The organism is Brevundimonas sp. P7753, assembly GCF_013386595.1.
GTDB lineage: Bacteria > Pseudomonadota > Alphaproteobacteria > Caulobacterales > Caulobacteraceae > Brevundimonas > Brevundimonas bullata.
Genome location: NZ_JACARP010000083.1, coordinates 1 through 20,550 on the forward strand (window position 1 = coordinate 1; position 20,550 = coordinate 20,550).

17 protein-coding genes are annotated in these 20,550 nt (G+C 67.5%); 4 read left to right on the forward strand and 13 right to left on the reverse strand.

Features of this window, described 5'->3' with window-relative positions:
* Nucleotides 1-533: TSUP family transporter (locus tag HX774_RS14545; RefSeq protein WP_178827866.1), on the forward strand; the 533-nt coding region annotated here is incomplete at its 5' end.
* 6 nt (nucleotides 534-539) lie between these two features.
* On the opposite strand, the gene HX774_RS14550 is transcribed toward HX774_RS14545, so the two are convergent.
* The 11 genes from HX774_RS14550 to HX774_RS14600 all read right to left on the reverse strand — a co-directional run bounded on the left by HX774_RS14550 (nucleotide 540) and on the right by HX774_RS14600 (nucleotide 11,802).
* Nucleotides 540-2,132, reverse strand: a complete 1,593-nt coding sequence (locus HX774_RS14550) for an ATP-binding protein (protein ID WP_178827868.1) — start codon at nucleotides 2,130-2,132, stop codon at nucleotides 540-542.
* A gap of 90 nt (nucleotides 2,133-2,222) precedes the next feature.
* Nucleotides 2,223-3,584 carry a glutamate--cysteine ligase gene (locus HX774_RS14555; protein WP_178827870.1) on the reverse strand — a complete coding sequence of 454 codons (1,362 nt, stop codon included), beginning with the start codon at nucleotides 3,582-3,584 and terminating at the stop codon, nucleotides 2,223-2,225.
* 70 nt (nucleotides 3,585-3,654) lie between these two features.
* Nucleotides 3,655-4,374, reverse strand: coding sequence for a 16S rRNA (uracil(1498)-N(3))-methyltransferase (locus HX774_RS14560; RefSeq protein WP_178827872.1), 720 nt, complete (start codon nucleotides 4,372-4,374; stop codon nucleotides 3,655-3,657).
* Between the two features lie 43 nt (nucleotides 4,375-4,417).
* Nucleotides 4,418-5,305, reverse strand: a complete 888-nt coding sequence (locus HX774_RS14565; protein WP_178827874.1) for a bestrophin family protein — start codon at nucleotides 5,303-5,305, stop codon at nucleotides 4,418-4,420.
* Between the two features lie 43 nt (nucleotides 5,306-5,348).
* Nucleotides 5,349-5,609: a Txe/YoeB family addiction module toxin gene (locus HX774_RS14570; protein WP_178827876.1), complete on the reverse strand. Its 261-nt coding sequence runs from the start codon at nucleotides 5,607-5,609 to the stop codon at nucleotides 5,349-5,351.
* Nucleotides 5,606-5,851 (reverse strand): type II toxin-antitoxin system Phd/YefM family antitoxin, encoded by a 246-nt coding sequence (locus tag HX774_RS14575; protein ID WP_255500470.1) that lies wholly within the window; start codon nucleotides 5,849-5,851, stop codon nucleotides 5,606-5,608. The genes HX774_RS14570 and HX774_RS14575 overlap by 4 nt, the downstream gene beginning before the upstream one ends.
* A 48-nt stretch (nucleotides 5,852-5,899) precedes the next feature.
* Nucleotides 5,900-7,063 carry an acyl-CoA dehydrogenase family protein gene (locus HX774_RS14580; protein ID WP_178827880.1) on the reverse strand — a complete coding sequence of 388 codons (1,164 nt, stop codon included), beginning with the start codon at nucleotides 7,061-7,063 and terminating at the stop codon, nucleotides 5,900-5,902.
* A 179-nt stretch (nucleotides 7,064-7,242) separates the two neighbouring features.
* Entirely contained in the window at nucleotides 7,243-9,024 is a 1,782-nt protein-coding gene (locus tag HX774_RS14585) for an acyl-CoA dehydrogenase C-terminal domain-containing protein (RefSeq protein WP_178827882.1), read from the reverse strand.
* Between the two features lie 2 nt (nucleotides 9,025-9,026).
* Nucleotides 9,027-9,512: a MerR family DNA-binding transcriptional regulator gene (locus tag HX774_RS14590; RefSeq protein WP_114815827.1), complete on the reverse strand. Its 486-nt coding sequence runs from the start codon at nucleotides 9,510-9,512 to the stop codon at nucleotides 9,027-9,029.
* Between the two features lie 150 nt (nucleotides 9,513-9,662).
* Nucleotides 9,663-10,073 carry a DoxX family protein gene (locus HX774_RS14595; protein WP_178827884.1) on the reverse strand — a complete coding sequence of 137 codons (411 nt, stop codon included), beginning with the start codon at nucleotides 10,071-10,073 and terminating at the stop codon, nucleotides 9,663-9,665.
* A gap of 268 nt (nucleotides 10,074-10,341) precedes the next feature.
* Complete coding sequence (locus HX774_RS14600; protein WP_178827901.1) at nucleotides 10,342-11,802, reverse strand: protein adenylyltransferase SelO family protein; 1,461 nt, start codon at nucleotides 11,800-11,802, stop codon at nucleotides 10,342-10,344.
* A gap of 210 nt (nucleotides 11,803-12,012) precedes the next feature.
* Between HX774_RS14600 and nhaA the strand changes: the two genes are divergently transcribed.
* From nhaA to HX774_RS14615, 3 genes are all read left to right on the forward strand, one after another.
* Complete coding sequence (gene nhaA, locus HX774_RS14605) at nucleotides 12,013-13,224, forward strand: Na+/H+ antiporter NhaA (protein WP_178827903.1); 1,212 nt, start codon at nucleotides 12,013-12,015, stop codon at nucleotides 13,222-13,224.
* Between the two features lie 233 nt (nucleotides 13,225-13,457).
* Entirely contained in the window at nucleotides 13,458-16,109 is a 2,652-nt protein-coding gene (locus HX774_RS14610) for a TonB-dependent receptor (RefSeq protein ID WP_178827905.1), read from the forward strand.
* 132 nt (nucleotides 16,110-16,241) lie between these two features.
* The gene (locus tag HX774_RS14615; protein ID WP_178827907.1) at nucleotides 16,242-17,507 is read left to right on the forward strand and encodes a dicarboxylate/amino acid:cation symporter; all 1,266 of its coding nucleotides are present in this window, start codon (nucleotides 16,242-16,244) and stop codon (nucleotides 17,505-17,507) included.
* 40 nt (nucleotides 17,508-17,547) lie between these two features.
* On the opposite strand, the gene HX774_RS14620 is transcribed toward HX774_RS14615, so the two are convergent.
* Complete coding sequence (locus HX774_RS14620) at nucleotides 17,548-17,712, reverse strand: hypothetical protein (protein ID WP_178827909.1); 165 nt, start codon at nucleotides 17,710-17,712, stop codon at nucleotides 17,548-17,550.
* A 114-nt stretch (nucleotides 17,713-17,826) separates the two neighbouring features.
* Entirely contained in the window at nucleotides 17,827-20,475 is a 2,649-nt protein-coding gene (locus tag HX774_RS14625) for a M14 family metallopeptidase (protein ID WP_178827911.1), read from the reverse strand.
* Nucleotides 20,476-20,550 lie beyond the last annotated feature (75 nt).

Here is a 20,550-nt window from a genome sequence, read left to right on the forward strand (position 1 = left end):
GGGCGGGGCTGGGGGCCTTCGCCGTGACCCTGGTGGACTCGCGCTGGCTGATGATTCTGCTGCCGGTGCTGCTGATCGGCATCGCTCTGTATTTCCTGTTCGGTCCCAAGGCCTCGGACGAGGACGCCCATGCCCGGCTGACGCCGCTGGCCTATGCCTTTGTGGCGGGCGGGATCGGCTTCTACGACGGCTTCTTCGGGCCGGGGACGGGGTCGTTCTTTGCGCTCAGCCTGGTCATGCTGCTGGGCATGGGGCTGACGCGGGCCACGGCCCACACCAAGGCGCTGAACCTGATGAGCAATGTGGTCGGCATCGTGGTGCTGGCGGTCGGTGGACACGTGGTCTGGACCCTGGCCGGGATCATGGCCGTGGGCCAGTTCGTCGGCGGGCGGATGGGCTCGCACGCCGCCATGCGGTTCGGGCCGCGCCTGATCCGACCCCTGCTGGTGATCATCTCCCTGGCCATCACCGCGCGCCTCTTGTCCGACCCGGCCAATCCGCTGCGGGTCATGGTGACGGGCTGGCTCAGCTAGCGCGGCTCAGCTCGGCGTCAGCATGGCCAGGGTGGTCAGCAGGTCGCGGGCGGTGACGGGCTTGGCCAGGTGCAGGTCGGCGCCGGCGTCGCGGGCGGCGTCGCGATGCTCGGCCATGGCGTTGGCGCTCAGCATCAGGATCGGGGTGCGTGGCACGCCCGGTCGGGCGGCCTCCAGCGCACGAATGGCCCGCGTGGCGGTCAGGCCGTCCATGCAGGGCATCTGCATATCCATCAGCACCACGTCGAAGGTTCCGGCCTCAAAGGCGGCGACGGCCTGGGCGCCGTCATCGACGGTGACGATCTCCTGCACATGGCCGGCCAGGATCAACTGGACGACGCGCTGGTTGACCGGGTGGTCCTCGGCCAGAAGCACGCGCAACAGGCGCGACGGCTGCGGCCCGGCGGCGAGGGCGGCCACGTCGCGGGCGTCATAGTCCCGCAGGCTCTGGGCGCGGGGCAGGGGCAGTTCGACGCGGAAACGGCTTCCCACGCCCGGCGTCGAGGCGCCGGTGATGCGTCCGCCCATCATCTCGGTCAGCGAGCGGCAGATCGACAGGCCCAGGCCCGTGCCGCCGAAGCGCCGGGTGATCGAGGCGTCGGCCTGGCTGAAGCGCTGGAACAGCTGGGCGTCATGCTCGGCGTCGAAACCGACGCCGGTGTCCTCCACTTCGAAGCTCAGCAGGGTGGGGGCCCCGTCGTCCTCGGTCAGGGCGAAGCGGACGATGACCGATCCCTCGGCGGTGAACTTGACGGCGTTCGACAGCAGGTTGCCCAGGATCTGGCTGATGCGGACGCTGTCCCCGATGAAGACGCCGCGCGCATTGGGCGCCCGCTCGACATGGAAAGCCAACCCCTTGTCCTCGGCCCGCAGGCGCTGGGTGTCCAGGGGGGCGGTCAGGGCCTCATCCAGATCAAAGGGCCGCAGTTCCAGCTCCAGCTTGCCGGCCTCGATGCGCGACACGTCCAGCATGTCCGAGACCAGCCGTTCCAGCGTGACGCCCGAGGTGGCGATCAGCCCCACCATCTCCGCCTGCTCGGGGGCCAGAGGGGTGCGGGCCAGGGCGTCGATGATGCCGATGACGCCGTTCAGCGGGGTGCGGATTTCATGGCTCATGTTGGCGAGGAAGTCGGACTTGGCGCGGTTGGCGGTTTCGGCGGCGGCCTTGGCCTCGATCAGGGCCTGTTCGGCGGCGATCTTGGCGGTGACGTCGCGGGCCACGGCGTAGATGCGGTCGCCGAACTTCTGAGCCCGCCATTCCAGGGTGACGTAGTGGCCGTCGCGGTGACGATAGCGGTTGACGTGACCCCGGACCGGGGCGTCGGGACGGCGGTTTTCGACCTCGATCGCGCTGTCCAGGGTGGCGGGCAGGTCGTCGGGGTGGACCAGGCTGAGGATGGCCCGGCCGACCAGCTCATCCGGCTTGTAGCCCAGGGTCGAGGCCCAGGAGGCGCTGACCCGGACGATGACGCCTTCCAGATCGCGGATGACCAGCAGGTCCAGCGAGACGTCGAAGAAGGTCGCCAGATCGGCCGCCGGGTCGCGCTGCGGCTGCGGCTGTCCTGTCGAGGATGCGGCGGCGAACGCGACGGTGGTCATGGGGAATCCTCGAGAACTGGACGCCATGCTTAAACCCAGACGGTTAAGGCCGCCTTTGCGTCCGCCTTGCCGGGGCGGCCCGTGAAAACCCTAGTAGGCGAAGTCGCGGTAGATGCGGCTGACGTCGCCCTGCCAGTCGCCGTGGTACAGCTCCAGCAGGCGGTCGGCGGGGGTCACGCCGCTGTCGGCGATGTCTTCCAGTTCCGACAGATAGCCGCGCTCGTCGACCATGCCGCCGCTGAACCGAGCGCGGTTCTTCAGGCCCTGCTTGGCGATGTTCACAAGGTCGACGGCGATGTCGCGGACGCTGCGCCCCGCCACCTCGGCCTTGAGGCCCAGGCGGGTCACGTCGCGGCGCAGGCGCTCGTGGTCGGCGATGTCCCAATCCTTGCACAGGTCCCAGGCCGCAGCCAGCGACGGCGCGTCGTAAAGGACGCCGGCCCACAGGGCGGGCAGGGCGCAGATGCGGCTCCACGGCCCGCCGTCGGCGCCGCGCATCTCCAGATACTGTTTCAGGCGCACTTCTGGGAAGAGGGTGGTCAGGTGGTCGGCCCAGTCCTTGGCCGTGGCGCGCTCGCCGGGCAGGGCGTCCAGACCCTCGGTCATGAACGTGCGGAACGACTGGCCCGACAGGTCGACATAGGTCTCGCCGCGCTTGGCGAAATACATGGGGGTGTCCAGGGCGTAGTCGGCGTAGCGCTCGTAGCCGAAGCCGTCGGCGAAGACGAAGTCCAGCATGCCGGTGCGGTCGGGATCGGTGTCGGTCCAGACATTGGCGCGCGCCGACAGGAAGCCGTTGGGCTTGCCCTCGGTGAAGGGCGAACAGGCGAACAGGGCCGTGGCGATGGGCTGAAGCGCCAGCGAGGTGCGGAACTTCATGATCATGTCGGCTTCGGAATCGAAGTCGAGGTTGGCCTGGATGGTGCAGGTGCGCAGCATCATGTCGAGGCCCAGCGACCCCTTCTTGGGCATGTAGGCGCGCATGATGCCGTAACGGCCCTTGGGCATGACCGGCACGTCCTCGCGCCGCCACAGGGGGTCGAAACCGGCGCCGAGGAAGCCGAGGTTCAACTGGTCCGCGACCTGCTTGACCTCCATCAGGTGTTGGCCGGTCTCGTTGCAGATGTCGTGGATGTCCTTCAGCGGCGCGCCCGACAGTTCGAACTGGCCGCCCGGCTCCAGGCTGATCGAGGCGGTGAAGCCCTCGGCGTTCTTGCGCTCCAGGGCGATGACATAGCCGGCCTCTTCCACCGGCGACCAGCCGAAGCGCTGAAGGCCCGTCAGCATGGCCAGGATGCCGTTGTCGCCCTCATAGGCGGGGCGGCGCAGGGTGGACTTGTCGAAGCCGAACTTCTCGTGCTCGGCGCCGATGCGCCACTGATCCTTGGGCTTCTCGCCCTTCGACATGGCGTGGATCAGGTCGTCTCTGGAAAGCGGCGCCGTGTCGGTCATCTGTAACCCCTGCTGTCGCGGCTAGATGGGCGAGGATACGGCCCCGCTCAAGAGGGGAGGCGATAAACTTCTATCGGTCCCAGTCGCCGATGGCCGCCTGCCACAGGGTCAGGGCGGCGATGGCGGCGGTGTCGGCGCGCAGGATGCGCGGGCCCAGAGAGACGGCGGTGGTGAAGGGCAGGGCCCGCAGCCGGGCGCCTTCTTCGGGCGAAAAACCGCCCTCGGGGCCGATCAGAATCGCCCATTTATCGCCGCCCGCCGAGGTCAGGGCCGAGACGGCGGGCGCCCCGCCGGTTTCGTCGCAGAACATCAGGCGGCGTGAGGCGTCCCAACCGTCCAGCAGCGTCTCCAGCTTCACCGGATCATCGACCAGGGGCACGTCCAGACGCCCGGTCTGCTCGGCGGCCTCCTCGGCGATGGCGTCCAGCCGGTCGAGGCGAAGGCGATCGGCGTTGGTGCGGTGAGTCAGGGCCAGACGCACGCGCGCGGCCCCCAGTTCGGTCGCCTTTTCGACGATGGTTTCGACGCGGGCCTTCTTCACCACGGCGACGATCAGCTCCAGATCGGGGCCGTGGGTCTGTTCGCGCACCTGTTCCCCGGCGCGCAGGACGACGCCCTTCTTCAGCACCTCGGCGACGCTGACGCGCCATTCGCCGTGGCGGCCGTTGAAGGCCAGCAGGTCATCGCCCGCCTTCAGCCGCATCACCTGGGTCAGGTAGCGCGACTGGTCGAGGGTCGGAGCGACAGCGAGGTCGGGGGCGAGGTCGGAGGCGACGTGAAGACGTATCATGGCAGGGATCTAGCGGGCGCGCGGGCGCGCGTCACGCATTGAGCTATGTCAGCCGGTCGCGCTGGGCGGGCCAGACGGGGGGCAGGTCGGTCCAGCCCTGGGCGTGGCGCAGTTCGCGTTCCAGCATCCGGCTCATGGCGTCCAGCGGCAGGTCGTTGGGATCGTCCCCGAAGGGATCTTCCAGTTCGTCGCCCAGGGCATCCAGACCGAAGAAGGTGTAGGCGACCAGCAGGGACACCGCCAAGGTCCACCACCCCAGGGCTGGGGCCAGGGCAAAGGGCAGCATCAGGCAAAAGGCATGGGCCGTCCGGTGCAGCAGCAGGGCGTAGGCGAAGGGCAGGGGCGTGGTCTTGATCCGCTCGCACCCGGCCAAGACATGGCTCATCTCGGTCAGGCGGGCTTCCAGCACCGAGTAGCGGATCGGGTCGATCAGGCCGTCGCGCAGCAGTTCGGCGCACTGGCGACCCACGGAGGTCAGGGCGGCGTCGACAGCATGGGGCGCGGGCTCGACCGGCGTCCAGCGCGCGATTTCGCCCGCCTCGTCGCGACCCCGCAGCCGGGCGGCCAGGCCGAAGACGAAGCCGCCGACCCCGTTCAGCATGGGCGTGCGGCGGTCCTCGGGCAGCAGAACCGTTTGGCGAATGAAGGAGCGGACGGCGATGATCAACTCGCCCCACAGCTTTCGCGCCTCCCACCAGCGGTCGTAGCAGGCGTTGTTGCGGAAGCTCATGAAGATGGACAGCGCCAGCCCGATCAGGGCGAAGGGCGCCGCCGCCAGATGCACAGGCAGGTCAGGGCGCGTCCGATGCAGCAGCACCGCCGCCACTGTGATGGCGACCGTCAGGGCCAGACGCCCGACCACGCGCGGCAGGATCGACCCGTTGACGGCGAACAGGATTTGCAGCGGGCCGGGGCGGGAGCGGACGATCATGCGGCTTCCTTACCGCCCGGCCTTGCCTCGACCAAGGTCATGATCACCGACTGTAATGATACCGGCACTGGGCGATCAGCAGACTGTCTTCTGTCGCGCGATAGACCAGCCGATGTTCCTGGTCGATGCGGCGGGACCACCACCCTGCAAATTCGCCCTTCAGCGGTTCGGGCTTTCCTGTGCCCGCGAAGGGAGTGCGCAGGCATTCGCGAAGCAGGGCGTTGATCTTCTTGAGCTGTTTCCGATCCGAAGATTGCCAGTAGAGGTAATCCTCCCAGGCCTCCTCATGAAACGTCAGCTTCATTCGCTCAGATCGCGAACCTGGCCGTGCCCGGCGTCCAGTTCGGCGACGGCTTTGCGCAGGCGTTCCGCATTGGCCGGGCTGCGCAGCAGGTATTCCGTCTCCTGCCAGGAGGCGAAATCCTCAAGCGACATCAGCACGGCCGCCGGCTTGCCGCCTTCGCGAGTGATGATGGTGTAGTCATGATCCGCCGTCACCCGGTCGATGGTCGCGGCCAGGTTCTTGCGGAGCTCGGTGACGGACATGGCGTTCATGGCGACAATGTACGGATTTCCGTACATTGTCGCAAGAGGTCACAGCGTGCGCGCGATCAGCAGCTTCATGATCTCGTTGGTGCCGCCGTAGATGCGCTGGACGCGGGCGTCCTTGTAGAGCTGGGCGATCGGGTACTCGTTCATGTAGCCGTAGCCGCCGAAGAGCTGCAGCATCTCGTCGATGGTTTCACCCTGGATGTCTGTCACCCAGTATTTGGCCATGGAGGCGGTGGCGGCGTCCAGCTGGCCCTTGAGGTGCAGACCGATGCAGTGGTCGACGAAGACCTTGGCCACGGTCAGCTTGGTCTTGACCTCGGCCAGCTTGAACTGGGTGTTCTGGAAGTCGATCACCCGCTTGCCGAAGGCCTTGCGCTGCTTGACGTAGTCCAGCGTCGCCTCAAGGCCGCGCTCGGCGGCGGCCACGCCCTGGACGGCGATGTTCAGGCGTTCCTGCGGCAGTTGCTGCATCAGCTGGACGAAGCCCCGGCCCTCGCCGCCGCCGATGATGTTGTCCAGCGGGATCTTCACATCGTTGAAGAAGAGCTCGGAGGTGTCGTTGGCCTCCATGCCGATCTTGTGCAGGTTGCGGCCGCGCTCGAAGCCTTCGGCCCCGTCGGTTTCGACCACGATCAGGCTGGTGCCCTTGGCGCCCTCGGCCGGGTCGGTCTTGGCGACGACGATGATGAAGTTGGCCAGCTGGCCGTTGGTGATGAAGGTCTTGGAGCCGTTCAGGACGTAGTGGTCGCCCGACTTGATGGCGGTGGTCTTGATGCCCTGAAGGTCGGAGCCGGCGCCCGGCTCGGTCATGGCGATGGCGCCGACCAGTTCGCCCGAGGCCAGACGCGGCAGCCAGCGCGCCTTCTGCTCGGCCGTGCCGTAGTGCCAGATGTAGGGCATGACGATGGCGTTGTGCAGCGAGACGCCGAAGTGGTCCGCGCCCTTCCAGCCCAGCTGGCGCATCAGCACGACCTCGTGGCGATAGTCGCCGCCGAAGCCGCCGTCTTCCTCGGGCATGGACAGGCCCAGCAGGCCGGCGTCCCCGGCGTCGTTCCAAAGCTGGCGCGGCACGCTGGAGTTGGCGATCCACTGCTGGAACTTCTCGGGCGGGGCGTGGTCGTCGACCCATTTTCCGACGCTGTCGGAGAAGAGGACGATGTCTTCGTCCTGCATGAAGTCGGGTTCGGGCGTGTTGAGCACGTTCATGGTTTTCCTCTCCTCCCCATCCCTGATGGGGAGGGGGACCGCGAAGCGGTGGAGGGGGCTACTCCGCCGCAAAGTGTTGGAGCGCGCCGATCTTGAACGTCGGCGTCGCCCCCTCCGTCACGGCGCTGCGCGCCGCGCCACCTCCCCATTCGCAAAGCGAACAGGGAGGAAAGACAAGATCAGAAGGCCTCGGCGGGCATCTGCATCAGCAGCTCGGCGCCCGTCTTCATCTTCACCAGATGGGCGGCGGCGTCGGGCAGGATGCGCTCGACGAAGTAGCGGCCGGTCTGCAGCTTGGCAGCATAGTAGGGATCGGCGTCGCCGGCGGCGATTTTCGCCTGGGCCGACTTGGCCATCTGCGCCCACATATAGGCGAGCGCCGTCAGGCCGAAGATGTGCAGATAGTCGGTCGAGGCGGCGCCGGCGTTGTCCGGGTTGGCCATGCCGTTCTGCATCAGCCACATGGTGCCGTCCTGCAGCTTCTTCTTGGTGTCGGCCAGGCCGTCGACGAAGGGCTTGATGGCCTCGTCTTCGCCATTCTCGGCCACGAAGGCGTCGATGTCGGCGAACCAGCTCATGATGGCGCGGCCGCCGTTGGACGGCAGCTTGCGGCCCACCAGGTCCAGGGCCTGGATGCCGTTGGTGCCCTCGTAGATCATGGTGATCCGCGCATCGCGCAGATACTGCGAGGCGGGGAAGTGCTCGGTGTAGCCCGAGCCGCCGTGGACCTGCATGGCCAAGCTGGCGACATGGAAGCCCTTGTCGGTCAGATAGGCTTTCAGAACGGGCGTGATCAGGCCCATGTAGTCCTTGGCCTTGGTCGCCGTGGCCTCGTCCGAGGACTTCTGCAGGTCGGCCTGCAGGGCGGTCCACAGGATGAAGGCGCGGCCGCCTTCGACGAAGGCCTTGGACTCCATCAGCATCCGGCGCACGTCGGGGTGGACCATGATGGGGTCGGCGGGGCCGTCCGGGTTCTTGGCGCCGGTCAGGGCGCGGCCTTGCAGGCGGTCGTTGGCGAACTCGACGGCGGCCTGATAGGCGGCGTCGCCGATGGCCAGGCCTTGCAGGCCGGTGCCGAGGCGGGCCTCGTTCATGACCACGAACATGTTGTTCATGCCCCGGCCTTCTTCGCCGATCAGCCAGCCCTTGGCGTTCTCATAGGCCATGACGCAGGTGGCGTTGCCGTGGATGCCCATCTTGTGTTCCAGGCCGGCGCACTGGACGCCGTTGCGTTCGCCGACGGAGCCGTCTTCGTTCACCAGGAACTTCGGCACCACGAAGAGCGACAGGCCCTTGATGCCCGGAACCGCGCCTTCGACGCGGGCCAGGACGGTGTGGATGATGTTGTCGGCGAAGTCGTGCTCGCCGGCCGAGATCCAGATCTTCTGCCCGGTAATCGAGTAGGAGCCGTCGCCGTTGGGCACGGCCTTGGTGCGGACCATGCCCAGATCGGTGCCGCACTGCGGCTCGGTCAGGTTCATGGTGCCGGTCCATTCGCCGGTCGCCATCCTGGGCAGGTAGATCTGCTTCAGCTCGTCCGAGGCCGAGGCTTCGATGCCGTGATAGGCGCCCGCTGTCAGGCCCGGATACATGGAAAACGCCGCCGAGGCCGCCGCCGTGAACTGGCCCACGGCCATGGACACGATCGCGGGCAGGCCCTGACCGCCGTATTCCGTGCCGAAGGACAGGCTGGTCCAGCCGGCCTCGACCATCTGATGATAGGCTTCCTTCCAGCCCTTGGGCGTCGTCACGACGTCGCCTTCGATGTGGCAGCCTTCCTGATCGCCCGGACGGTTGATCGGGGCGATGACCTCCTCGGCGAACTTGCCGCCTTCAGCGACGATCTGGTCGATCAGGTCGCGCGACAGGTCGGCGTCGGCGAAGTGGTTGGCGTAGCGTTCGACCTCCAGCACGTCGTGCAGGACGAAGGACAGGTCGCGGACAGGCGCCTTGTAGGCCATGTTCAGGCTCTCGCTTTGAAGGGCTGGAAGTGGGTGTCGGGGTTGAGCCGTTCGCTCAGCAGGTTGGCGTATTCGTCCGCCCCCGGCAAAAGGTCGGGGCGGTGTTCGCCCAGCTTGGACTCCATCCAGGCGCAGGCCTCCTCGGCCGTCTGGATGGCGCCCTCGATGTCTTCGAGTTGTTGTTTCAGCGCCTCGACCTGGGCGCGGTGACGGCGCAGGGCCACGGCCATCTGATGGACGTTGTGATCCTTGCGGTCATACAGATCCAGCATCTCCTGGATCTCCTGCAAGGTGAACCCGATGCGGCGGCCCCTCAGGATCAGCTTCAGTCGGGCGCGGTCGCGGCTGTCATAGACCCGCGTCTGGCCCTTGCGGGCCGGGGTCAGCAGGCCCTTGTCCTCATAGAAGCGCAGGGCGCGCGCGGTCGCCCCGAACTCGCGGCACAGGTGCCGGATGGAATAGGTGCGGTGATCGTCAGCGGTCGCCATGCGTCATCCATAACTTGACGCGGACGTAAAGGGAAGCTTCTCGGCGCATCCCTCGACAAGTTGTGAACAGCGGGAGGCTTAAACGCAAATCGGCCGCGGAGAGCTTGCGCCCGCCGCGGCCGATCCGGGGAGGAAACCTGTGTCAGGCGATCAGTGGCGGCGGAACCAGAGCACCGGCGCCGTGATGGCGATCAGGAAGAGGTTGGTCAGGGCCAGGCCGAGGTTCATCTCCATGGCGTGCAGGATCAGCATGATGCTCTGCAGGGCCAGCAGGCCGACGCTCGACGTCAGCAGTAGGGGCCGGCCGAAGCGCCAGGAGATCAAGGGCGCCAGCATCATGACCGCCAGCACGATCTCGACCACGCCCAGGCCGCGGACGAAGCTGACGCTGGCCAGGGCGGGCCAGTGCATCAGCACGGTTAGGTTCTCCATCGACTCCGTCAGCTTGGCGTAGCCGGCGGCGATGAAGAACATCGCGATCCAGCCCTGGAAGGTCCACAGCGTCAGGTTCAGATAGTCGGATTTTGCGCGGGAATGGGGCGTCAAGGTCGTCGAGGTCATGGCCGAAACCGTTGGGGTTTAATTGGTAACAGTCGCTAGATCAGATTGCGGGGCGTGATCGTCAAGGAAGTGTAACAATCTGTGAACCGGGGTAGGCGCGACCTGCGGCGACGGCGTGGCTGAAACCACAATTCCTCGTAACCCGACGCTGATCGTCAAACGGCATTAGGCCGCGCAAAACGAGCTGTCAACGCCTGATGACATCAGTTGATGACATGAGCTGAATGTGTAGCAAATACCGCTCAGCTTGGGGGCTGAATCCGGGTTTTTAAAGCGCCCAGGCGCCGCGCGCGGAGGCGAGGCGGGCCAGCTTGGCGTGCAAGGGCGCCCAGTCGTCGCCCTGTGCGATGGCCGACCACAGGGCCTCGACCTCTTCGATCAGCATTTCCTCGGGCTCGGGCCGGGCGAACATCGGATGCTCCAGCCGCTCGGGCCGGTCCGGCTCATGCTCCAGAAGGGCGAAGCGGAAGGCGTCGAAGGCCTCGCCTTGATAGGTCTTGCCGCGCACCCCGCCCAGGGCGCGGGCCGAGGAACTGAAGCCGCCGAACCAGTCGAAGAAGAGCGGTTCCCAGCGCAGGGCCTCGCCCTTGTCGCGCAACAGGGCCAGGGTCGCGTCCAGCAGCCGCTGGTCGGCGGCTTCGCCCAGGCTCTGGACGCCCAGCCGGTTCAGGAAGGCGGCGCGCAGGTGGCGGATATAGGCGGGGCCGAAGCCGTTCAGCGCCTCGGTCAGGGCCGCGACCTGATGCTCGGCGATCAGCTTCAGGCAGCCGGCCAACTGGGTCAGGTTCCAGAACACGGCCTCGGGCTGACGCGCGAAGGCGTAGAGGCCCTGACTGTCGAAATAGGCGGCGGTGAAGGCCGGATCATAGTGGGGCAGGAAGCGCCACGGACCGTAGTCGAAGCTCTCGCCGGTCACGTTCAGATTGTCGGTGTTCAGAACCCCGTGGACGAAGCCGGCGGAAATCCATTTGGCCGTCAGTCGCGCCGAGGCTTCGACCACGGCGGCGAGGAAGCCGGGCGCGTCGCCCGGCGCGACGGACGGATGATACAGGCTGCGAGCGTGCTCCAGCAGGACTTCGATCTGATCCTTGCGGCCATGATAGGCGGCGCGCTGGAAGGTCCCGAAGCGCACGTGGCTGTGCGACAGCCGCACCATGACGGCGGAACGGGTGGGCGAGGGCTCGTCGCCACGCGTCAGCGCCTCGCCGGTCTCGACCAGGGACAGGATGCGGCAGGTCGGCACGCCCAGGCTTTCCAGCATGGCGGCGGCCAGCACCTCGCGCACCCCGCCCTTCAGCGTCAGGCGCCCGTCGGCGTGGCGTGACCAAGGCGTCTGGCCGGAGCCTTTGGTGCCGAGGTCAAGAAGGCGAGGGGGAGGGGCGTTATCGCTCGCCGCGCGTTCGCTCGCGGCTTGAGCGCCGGCTCCCTCCCGCAGTTGCGCCGCCAGAAATCCACGTCCGTCGCCGATGTCGGGGTTGTAGGCGCGGAACTGGTGGCCGTGATAGCGCATGGCGATCGGGCCGGGCTGGCCGGGCAGGGGCTGGAAGCGGCCAAGGTGGCTTAGCCACTCGTCGTCGCTCAGCGTCTCCAGCCCGACGGTCGCCGCCGCGCGGTCATTGCGGACGCGCAGGAGGGTCTGGGGAAAGTCCGCCGCCTGCACCGGATCGCCGAACTCGGGGCCGAGATCGAAGAAGCGTGGATCGGGGCGATAGGCGGGGGAGACGGGCATGAAGCGGCAGATGCGCGTTCGCCTGGAGTTTCGCAACCGCGAAGGCGGGGTTGAACCTCGGGGCGGCTTGAGTATTTTCACGCGCAGAGATCAGGTCCTGCGTCGCCATGGGCGCATCAGGGCCAGGCTGGCGCTCCGTCGGAGCGAATCCGGTCAGGCGTCCGTCGATAACCTGACGCCACGACAGTCCTTTTGATTTCGGAGACCGCCGTGGCGAGAAAATCCACCCTCGAATTCCTCAAGACCGAGGCCGGCTCGGGCGCCGCCCTGGGCGTCGCCGCCGTCGCGGCCCTCATTGTCGCCAACTCGCCCTGGGCCGGCGACTACTTCGCCTGGCTGAAGAGCGTCCACGTGCTCCAGGTCGGCCCGCTGCGGCTGGAGGAGACGACCTCCAACTGGATCAAGGAAGGCCTGATGGCGGTCTTCTTCCTCGTGGTCGGGCTGGAGATCAAATACGAGATCCTCAAGGGCGAACTGAGCAATCCCAAGAAGCTGGCCCTGCCGATCATCGCCGCCGTGGGCGGCATGGCGGTTCCCGGCCTGGTCTATCTGGCGGTCGCGGGTCTGCTGGGCGGGCCGTCGCAGGGCTGGCCCATTCCCCTGGCCACCGACATCGCCTTCGCCCTGGCCGTCTTCGCGGTGGTGGGCAAGAAGCTGCCGTCGTCGCTGCGGGTCTTCCTGCTGACCCTGGCCATCGTCGACGACCTGGGGGCCATCGCCCTGATCGCCGTCCTGTTCAGCCAGGGAGTGCAGTGGCTGCCGCTGCTGGGCGTGGCCGGTCTGCTGGCCGCCTTCGCCCTGCTGGGCCGCCGTCGTCTGGCCGGCCCCTTCTGGGTGTTGGGCTTCGGCGCGGTCTGGTATCTGACGGTGATGTCGGGCCTGTCGACCTCGCTGACGGCGGTCGCCTTCGCCATGATCGTGCCGGTCGAGCCGCGCCGCGAGACGTCGCAGAGCCCGCTGAAGGAGGCGATGCACGACCTGCACCCCTACGTGGCCTTCCTCGTCCTGCCCCTGTTCGCCTTCGCCAAGGCGGGCGTGTCCTTCGCCGGCCTGTCGCTGGAGCAGGCCTTCGCCCCCCTGGTGATCGCCATCGCCCTAGGCCTGTTCGTCGGCAAGCAGGTCGGGGTCTTCGGCGCCGCCTGGCTGGCCGCCAAGCTGGGTCTCGGCGACAAGCCCTCGGGTTCCAGCTGGCTGCAGCTCTACGGCGTCAGCCTGCTGTGCGGCATCGGCTTCACCATGAGTCTTTTCATCGGCGTTCTGGCCTTCCCCGGCGCGGTGGATTCGCCCGAGCAGATCGAGGTCAAGCTGGGCGTGATCGGCGGTTCGGTGCTTTCGGCCCTGGCCGCGGCGGTGATTCTGAACCTGGCGGCGCGGCGTCAGCAGCAAAGAGAAGACGCCGCTTCCGCCAGGTTATCTCAGTAAACGCTGGTAATATTGACCTAGCGGAACCGTTTTTTGTCGCTTTCCTGCCACATATAGAGCGATGTTGGACGAAATCGCCGTTCCGGCGTCTCACGCCTGCTTGTCGCTGTGCTGACCCTGGCTTACGCCTAGGGAATGCGAATTCACGACGTTCAATGAGCGTGGATCGACAGGGACAGGAATCGCCACGGTCGCCGCGGGCGACCGGGCCACAGAGCCGGGGAGCCGCCATTATGCGTTTCAACACTATCCTTCGCTGCACAGCGTCCGTCGCCGTTGTCGGCGCCGTCGCCTTTGGCTTCGCCGGGGCCGCCGCGGCCCAGGACGGGCCGACCACGATCGACGACATCATCGTCACCGCCCAGAAGCGTGAACAGAACCTGCAGGACGTGCCGATCGTGGTCACGACCCTGTCGCAGGAAGCGCTGAACGGCGCCGGGGTGCGCGACATCAAGGATCTGCAGATCCTGACGCCGGGCATGACCGTCACCTCGACCCAGTCGGAGGCCTCAACCACCGCCCGTATCCGCGGCGTCGGCACGGTCGGCGACAACCCCGGTCTGGAAAGCTCGGTCGGCGTGGTCATCGACGGCGTCTATCGCTCGCGCAACGGCGTCGGCTTCGGCGACCTGGGCGAACTGAGCCGCATCGAGGTGCTGAAGGGGCCGCAGGGCACCCTGTTCGGCAAGAACACCTCGGCCGGCGTCATCAACATCATCTCCGAGGCCCCGTCCTTCACCCCCGGCTTCAACGCCGAGGCCACCTACGGCAACTTCAACGCCTGGGGCGTCGCCGGCTCGGTCACGGGCCCGATCACCGACCAGATCGCCGGTCGCCTGTATGTGGCCAAGCGCGAGCGTGACGGCTTCTACGACGTCGTCACCGGCGCCGGTCCGCGCGCCGAAAAAGACGATCAGAACCAGAACTTCTGGACCGCGCGCGGCCAGCTGCTGATCCTGCCTTCGGACGAGGTGTCGATCCGCCTGATCGCCGACTATTCCAAGCGCGACGAATACTGCTGCGTCTCGACCCAGATCCGCACCGGCCCGACCTATGGCGCCGTCACCGCCGTCGGCGGCCAGCAGACGCCCCCCGCGCCCGGCTTCGGGGCTCTGCCCTTCTCGCGCACGGCCTACGCCAACCGCAGCACGGCCCAGACCATGGAAGACATGGGCTTCTCGGCCGAGGCCAACATCGACATCCCCTCGTGGAACGCCACCCTGACCTCGGTCAGCTCCTGGCGGAACTGGGAGGGGATCAACGCCATGGACCTCGACTATACGACGGCGGACCTGCTGTATCGTGTCGATGACGGCGGTTACGGCTTCGAGCTGAACAACCTGACCCAGGAGTTCCGCCTGGCCGGGTCGACCGACAAGCTGGACTGGCTGGTCGGCGTCTTCGCGACGCGTGAGAACATCAGCCGTGACGACAGCTACTGGTACGGCGCCGGCTACACGCCCTTCCTGTCCCTGCTGATCTCGTCGCAGCTGAACGCCGGCACCGGCGGCGCCATTCCGCAAAGCGGCGCCATCATCGGCTGCCTGACGCGGCCCGGCACTACGGCACAGTTCCTGGCCGGTTGCCTGCTGAACGGCGGCACGTCGACCTCGGGACCTCTGGCGCCTTCGGGACCGGGCTTCGGCGTCGGTCATGGGGTGCAGGACCACTACAGCCAGCGTTCGGAATCACTGGCCCTGTTCACCAACAACACCTGGCACGTCACCGACAAGTTCGATGTCACCCTCGGCCTGCGCTATACGCAGGACAAGAAGCGTCTGCTGGCGGTGCAGGACAATCTGGGCACGAACGGCGCGGCCTGCGGCGGTGTTCTGGGGAATGTCACCAACCTGACCAATGCCTTCATCGGCGCCGGTCTGTCGCCGGCGGCTGCGGCGGCCAGCGCGGGCGGCGTCGCCGGCAACATCTGCCTGCCCTGGGCCAACCCCCTGTTCGACAACCGCCGCATCTCGGAAGAGACCGACGACGGCGAACTGAGCGGCACGATCAAGGCCGCCTATCGTCTCAACGACTCGGTCATGGCCTACGGCTCCTACGCCCGCGGCTACAAGTCGTTTGGTTACAACCTGGACCGTGTCCAAGGGGCGACGGCGACCAACCCGCTGCCGATCACCCCGAACGCTTCGCTCCTGTTCCCGTCGGAAACCGTCGACAGCTATGAGCTGGGTCTGAAGAACACCCTGTTCGACCGCACGGTCCTGTTGAACCTGACCTACTTCCATCAGACCTTCGAGGACTTCCAGCTCAACACCTTCCTGGGCACGGCCTTCGTGGTCGAATCCATCCCTGAGCTGAAATCGCAGGGCTTCGACGCCGACTTCGTCTGGTTCACCCCGGTCGAAGGCCTGTCGCTCACCACCGGCCTGACCTACACCGACACCAAGTACGGCGACTTCACCGCCGCCGATCTGACCAATCCGAGCAACTTCCGTCAGCTGTCGCTGCTGCCGGGGGCGCGGGCCTCGTTCGCGCCGGAATGGTCGGCCACGGGTTCGGTCGCCTTCGACCGCTCGATCGGCGCGGGCTTGAAGGTCGGCTTCAACCTGTCGGCCAAGTATTCGACCGAATACAACACCGGCTCCGACCTCCTGCCCTACAAGATGCAGGACGCCTTCACCCTGGTGAACGGCCGCATCACCCTGGGTTCGGACGACGACCGCTGGGCTCTGGACATCTGGGCTCAGAACCTGACGGACGAGGAATACAAGCAGGTGGCCATCAACGCCCCGCTGCAAGGTTCCGCCTTCCAGAACACGGTTCAGCCGAACGGGACCTTCTTCAACCCGGCGCTGGACACCCAGACCTACAACGCCTTCATGGGCCAGCCGCGCACCTACGGGGCGACCCTGCGCGTCAAATACTGATCGACCCGCCTTCGGGCGGACCGACATGAAGGGGCGGGCCGGAGCGATCCGGCCCGCCTTTTTGCTGGACGGCGAACCGGGCGTCGCCGATTTCCTCTGGCGTGTTCCACGGGCGCTGATAGCGTCGCCGTTATGAAAACGGCGCGTTCCTTCCTGACCTCTCTCAGCACCCTGGTGCTGCTGTCGCTTGTGCTGGGTCTGGTCGTCGGGGCGGCGGCGCAGACGTGGGGCCTGCCGGGCGGCCACGTCACGGCGGACTTTATCCAGGCCCTGGGCCAGCTGTGGCTCAACGCCCTGCGCATGACCATCATCCCCCTGGTGTTCAGCCTTCTGGTGACGGGCATCGCCTCAATCGCCGACGCGGCGCGGACCGGGCGGCTGGCGATGCGGGCGGTGGCCTGGTTCGGCGGGCTGATCGTCTTCGCCACCGTCTATGCCGTGGGCGCAGCCTACGGCCTGCACGCCCTGTGGCCCATCGATCCCGAAGGCGCGCGCCTGCTGCTGGCCATCAAGCCCGAGGGCGCGGAAGGGTTGAGCGCCGGGGCGCCCTTCAGCGAGTTCCTGAAAACCATCGCCCCCGCCAACCCGATCCGCGCGGCGGCCGAGGACGCCATCCTGGGCATGGTGGTCTTCGCCGTCTTCTTCGGCTTCGCGGCCTCGAGTCTGCCCGACCGTTTGCGCGTGCCGCTGATCACCTTCTTCGAGGCGGTCGGCGAGACCATGATCACCATCGTCCGTTGGGTGCTGCTGGCGGCGCCGCTGGGCGTCTTCGCCCTGTCGATCGGGGTGGGGCTGATGGCGGGGGCCAGCGCGGCGGGCGTGCTGCTGCACTATGTGGCCCTGATCTCCATCGCCTGCATCGGCATCGGCCTGATCTTCTATCCGCTGGCGGTGATCTTCGGCCGGGTCAGCCTGGGCCGGTTCGCGCGCGCCGCGGCCCCGGCCCAGGTGGTGGCCTTCTCGACCCAGTCGTCGCTGGCCAGCCTGCCGGTCATGGTCGAGCGCTCCGTGGACATGCTGGGGGTCAGGCGGGCGACGGCGGGCCTGGTCCTGCCGTTGGCGGTGGCGGTCTTCCGCATCACCAGCCCGGTCGCCAACCTGGGCGTGGCCATCTACTGCGCCCACCTGTTCGGCATCGAGCCCTCGGCGGGTCAGCTGTTCGCCGCCATGCTGACGGCGGTGTTGATCTCGATCGGCACCGTGGGCCTGCCCGGTCAGGCCAGCTTCTTCGCCTCCATCGCCCCCATCTGCATCGCCATGGGCGTGCCGCTGGAGATGCTGCCCCTGCTGCTGGCGGTCGAGGTCATTCCCGACATCTTCCGCACCCTGGGCAATGTCACCGCCGACATGGCCGTGACGCGGATGGTGCAGGGCGGCGAGGCCGTCGAGGCCGACTGAGCGCCGAGCCCTTTCTCGCGAGGGCTGTCTTGCGGGGCGTCTAGCCCTCGTCCATCGCCTCAAACATGGCCTCGGCCTCGTCGAAGGTGTCGTAGTCGAGGCGCTCGGGCGGTCGCAGGATGACGAAACGGGTCAGGACGTCGGCGCCAGCCTCAAGGTCGCGGTCCCATTGCCAGAAACTGCGATCAATGCGTTGTTGCAGCATGGTCCACCGCCCAGGTTCGCCGGGCGGACGCGGCGCGTGCGGGTTTGGCGTCATAGATATTCCCTTTCCTTGTTTCCTTGTTTCCTTGGCTGAGGGCTAAGGGCGATGTCTGGATCAGTCCTCGTCGTTGCCGCCCGAGGTGTGGGCGGGGCCGCGGAAGACGGCGTTGAGGAAGAGGGGCTTCAGGCCTTCGAGGAAGGCGCGCATGGTCACATCCTGGGTGAAGGCCACGACCTGTCCGCGGCCCATTTCCGTGGCCATGGCCACCGGCTTGTAGGCCAGCTGACGCCGGTTCTCGGCCCAGAGCTGACCCGAGGCCAGGACCTGATCCGGCCCGGCCAGACGCACCACATTGGTCCCCTGGCCACGGGTCAGGGGCGCATAGATGTCCGCGCCGCGCACCATGACGCTGAGGTCGCGCGCAACGCCGGCGCCCAGCCAGTGCTCCTGATCCACGACGGCGTGGGCCAGAACCCCGGCCACGGAGTCGGGCGAGCCGTGGTGGTTGGTGCGGTCCAGATAGTCGGCCTCGGACGGGATTTCGACGCCGGGAACGGTGGCGCCTTCGCCCGCGTCCTTCTTGTCGCCCTCGGGGGCCACGGCGGTCTCGCGGCGGCTGTCGAGCAGCTTGGCGTCGGGGTCCGTCAGCAGACGGCTGGCCGAGCCGACGCCGATCAGGACGCCGCCGCCCTCGACCCAGGCGCGCAAGCTGGCCACGCCGTCTGCGCCCAGTATCTTCTTATAATTGCCGCCCGAGGGCAGGATCAGCACCTCAAAGTGCGACAGGTCGGCGCTGCCGAGGCGGCGGGTGCGGACCGCCGTGACCGGCCAACCGTATTCGCGTTCCAGCACATGGCGGATCGACCCGGCGGACTCGGCGTCGGTGGGGTCGTCCCAGGCCATGGCGACGCGCGGGGCCTTGATGGTGAAGGCGTAGTCCGAGCCGACGTTGGGGCCGCTGGACACCCATGACGTCGCCAGGGCCGTAATCTCGGCCCCGCTGTCGGCGGCGATGCGGCGCACCCGGTCGTCAAGGTCGGCGGGGCTGCCGCTGCGCGGCACGATGAAGGCGCCGCCCCCATAGGCCTTGCCGTCCAGGGTGAAGGCCTCCTCGATCGACCGGACCGGCAGCTTCTCCTTCAGGGCGGCGGTCAGGAAGCGCATCCCCGCCGTGCCGGGGTTGATCGCATAGCCATAGGTCGCGTCCGACCCGGCGATGGCGACAGGGCGGATCAGTTCGGGGCCGACCGCCGTGGTCTGGACCGACGGCGCGCCCGCGCACTTCTGGCTGGGCACGTTGAACAACAGGGGCATGGACCAGCCGGTCAGGTCATAGATTTCGTCGCCCAGACCCCGCGCGCGGCGGGCTTCCTGTTCCGCCACGAACTTCGGGTCCAGCGGCACCTCCTTGGCCAGCAGGACCTCGGCCATACGGCGCTGGGGCTGGGACAGGTTCACCACATAGTCGCCGGCGCGATAATTCTGACCACAGGCCGAGAAGGAGGCCGTGGCGCGCCCGACCTCTAGCCCGGAGCGCACCAGCAGGCCGGCCAGCTTGTCGGCGGCGGCCGGATCGACGGCGGCGGACCGCGAGAGGACATAGGCGCCGCGTCCCGCCACCCCGTCCCGGTGGAAGGCGTAGAAGTCGTTCAGCAGCTTCTCGCGGTCTCGGGCGGCGGTCTCGATGGTCGACAGGCTGGCGGTCAGGTGGCCCTTGACCGTGTCGGCGTAGGTGATGACCTCGCCGGTGCGCCTGCGCGCCATCAGGCCGCGCGACGAACCCTGCTCATAGGTCATGGAGACGGCGCCGAAATAGGCGGGCCAGCCGTCGCCATAGCCGGGATAGAAGGCGTCGTAGGTCTCACGCGTGAAATAGGCCAGACCGGCCTGATCGAAGCGCGCCCCGTTGTTGCGGCCGAAGCGTTCGCGGGCGTCGAGGATCTGCGGATAGATCCAGGGGTTCAGCGGATTGGCCTCGGGCGGGAAGAAGAAGCTCGAGTCCGTGCCCATCTCATGGGAATCGACCAGCACCTGGGGCCGCCAGTCGCGGATCAGGGCGGCGTGGCCCTGGGTTTCCGGCTGGGACTGGATGAACCAGTCGCGGTTCAGGTCGAACAGGTTGTGGTTATAGCGGCCCGAGGGCCAGGGCTCTGAGCGTTCCGCCGACAGGGGATCGGGGTTGGGCTGGGCGCCCAGGCCCGCCTCGAAGGTGGTGATGAAGCGGTCGCGCCCGTCCGGGTTCTGGGTCGGGACGAAGACGACCACGGCGTTCTGCATCCAGCCCTGGGCTTCGGTGTCGGCGGCGTCCATCAGGCGGCGCGCGGCGGCCATGGCGGCGTCGGCGGGGCTGATCTCGTTGCCGTGCACCGAATAGGCCATCCAGACGATGACCGGGGTGTCAGCGATCAGGGCGCGGGCCTGATCCGGCGAGGTGCGGCGCGGATCGCCCAGCGCCCGCGTCGCGGCCTTGATCGCATCCAGCCGGGCGATGTTGGCGGGCGAGCCGACGGCGGCCCAGAACAGGGGGCGGCCTTCCCAGGTGGCGCCGTAGTCGCCCATGACCATGCGGTCGGGAGCGGCGGCGCGCAGGGCCTCGAAATAGCGGCGCACCTCGGCGGGCCGGGTGATGCGCGTGCCTGGCGCATGGCCCAAAACCGCCTCCTGCGTCGGCGGGCTCTGCTGAGCCAGGGCCGGCGAGGCCGCGGCGGCCAGAACCAAACTGAGCGCCAGCAACGGACGCGCGGCGATACGACGACGTGACATGGAAACTTCCCCCTACTGGCCGCCAGCTTAGCCGCCGTTTCGCGGGGAAGGGAAGGCGGGGTGTGAGGATCAGGG

Coding starts and splice junctions, on each gene's coding strand:
- HX774_RS14580 (WP_178827880.1), bottom strand. CDS start 7,063: ATGAACGTGCTCAACACGCCCGAACCCGACTTCATGCAGGACGAAGAC.
- HX774_RS14550 (WP_178827868.1), bottom strand. CDS start 2,132: ATGACCACCGTCGCGTTCGCCGCCGCATCCTCGACAGGACAGCCGCAG.
- HX774_RS14600 (WP_178827901.1), bottom strand. CDS start 11,802: ATGCCCGTCTCCCCCGCCTATCGCCCCGATCCACGCTTCTTCGATCTC.
- HX774_RS14625 (WP_178827911.1), bottom strand. CDS start 20,475: ATGTCACGTCGTCGTATCGCCGCGCGTCCGTTGCTGGCGCTCAGTTTG.
- HX774_RS14610 (WP_178827905.1), top strand. CDS start 13,458: ATGCGTTTCAACACTATCCTTCGCTGCACAGCGTCCGTCGCCGTTGTC.
- HX774_RS14565 (WP_178827874.1), bottom strand. CDS start 5,305: ATGATCGTCCGCTCCCGCCCCGGCCCGCTGCAAATCCTGTTCGCCGTC.
- HX774_RS14590 (WP_114815827.1), bottom strand. CDS start 9,512: ATGGCGACCGCTGACGATCACCGCACCTATTCCATCCGGCACCTGTGC.
- HX774_RS14615 (WP_178827907.1), top strand. CDS start 16,242: ATGAAAACGGCGCGTTCCTTCCTGACCTCTCTCAGCACCCTGGTGCTG.
- HX774_RS14585 (WP_178827882.1), bottom strand. CDS start 9,024: ATGGCCTACAAGGCGCCTGTCCGCGACCTGTCCTTCGTCCTGCACGAC.
- HX774_RS14595 (WP_178827884.1), bottom strand. CDS start 10,073: ATGACCTCGACGACCTTGACGCCCCATTCCCGCGCAAAATCCGACTAT.
- HX774_RS14570 (WP_178827876.1), bottom strand. CDS start 5,609: ATGAAGCTGACGTTTCATGAGGAGGCCTGGGAGGATTACCTCTACTGG.
- HX774_RS14555 (WP_178827870.1), bottom strand. CDS start 3,584: ATGACCGACACGGCGCCGCTTTCCAGAGACGACCTGATCCACGCCATG.
- HX774_RS14620 (WP_178827909.1), bottom strand. CDS start 17,712: ATGCTGCAACAACGCATTGATCGCAGTTTCTGGCAATGGGACCGCGAC.
- HX774_RS14575 (WP_255500470.1), bottom strand. CDS start 5,851: ATGTCCGTCACCGAGCTCCGCAAGAACCTGGCCGCGACCATCGACCGG.
- HX774_RS14560 (WP_178827872.1), bottom strand. CDS start 4,374: ATGATACGTCTTCACGTCGCCTCCGACCTCGCCCCCGACCTCGCTGTC.